Source organism: Micromonospora sp. NPDC005173, assembly GCF_040608515.1.
Classification (GTDB): Bacteria; Actinomycetota; Actinomycetes; order Mycobacteriales; family Micromonosporaceae; genus Micromonospora.
Map to the genome: position 1 here is coordinate 1 of NZ_JBEXIK010000118.1, position 1,014 is coordinate 1,014.

Annotated in this window: 1 pseudogene; it reads right to left on the minus strand. The window is 69.5% G+C overall.

From position 1 onward, the window contains the following. A pseudogene (locus ABZV00_RS37865) lies at positions 1-212 on the minus strand (phytochelatin synthase); the annotation flags it as partial. Positions 213-1,014: the final 802 nt, after the last annotated feature.

Here is a 1,014-nt window from a genome sequence, read left to right on the forward strand (position 1 = left end):
GCGGCGGGGCCGCAGTAGTAGAAGTTCGGCTGCGCCTCGTAGCGCACGCCCAGCTGACGCTCACCCGACGGCTTCCGGTCGGTCTGGGTTTGCGTGGCGGGCTTGGCATCGGATGCGGCGTAAGCGGCGGTGACGGGGCCGGCGATGGCGCCGCCGGTGAAGGCGAGTCCAGCAGCGGTCAGAGCGGTCTTACGAATCAGATCGGTACGCATAATGGCGTGCTCCTCTGCATCGGGGGTGCGCGGCACACGACAACCGGGGGTTGGGCCGCACGGGGGAAGTTCAAGACGGGGGGGAACGGTCCGGCGATCGGAGGGGACCTGCTCGGGGTTCCTCGGATGTAACCGTGGCGGCCGGTCGGGTGTTCCCGGCGGCTGGCGGCTGGCTACGGGGGGTGTAACCCGTGCCGGCCGGTCGGGTGTTCCCGGCGGCCGGCGGCTGGCTACAGGGGGATGTAACCGGGGCGGCCTGGCCGGTGTTCCCGGCGGCTGCCGCGCACCGGGCCAGGGGGCCACGGTCGCATGCCAGGTATAACGACCCGGGCCGGCCCCCGATTCCACGCTGAGGGTGGCCCCGACCACGGGACGGCCACCCCAAACGGGACGACACCCCCAGCCCGCCACGGGCCGACAACCCCAACCCGCCCCTCCGCCCCACAACCGGGACCCACCGGCGGTCTACCCCGAGCGCGTCACACCCGATCGGGCTTGGCATCCCGAACCGGACACCACACCCACCTGGCCGCCCACGTCGACCGGCGTTGAGCCGCGCACTTTCCGGGAAAGTGTTGCCTGCCGACGCGCCGAGGCCACACTTTCCCGGAAAGTGCGCAGACCTAGGAGGCCGCCGCCGCGCGCTGGGCGGGTGCGTGCTTTTGAGCGTGATGACCGTGAGGTATCAATATGACTCTGAGGTATCACTTAGGTTCAAGGAGTCGTTGCAACACCGGCTTGTTGGATAGATCTTAGGTGTTCGTCGAGGGCTTCTGCGGGGGTCTTCCAGCCCAGGGCCTTT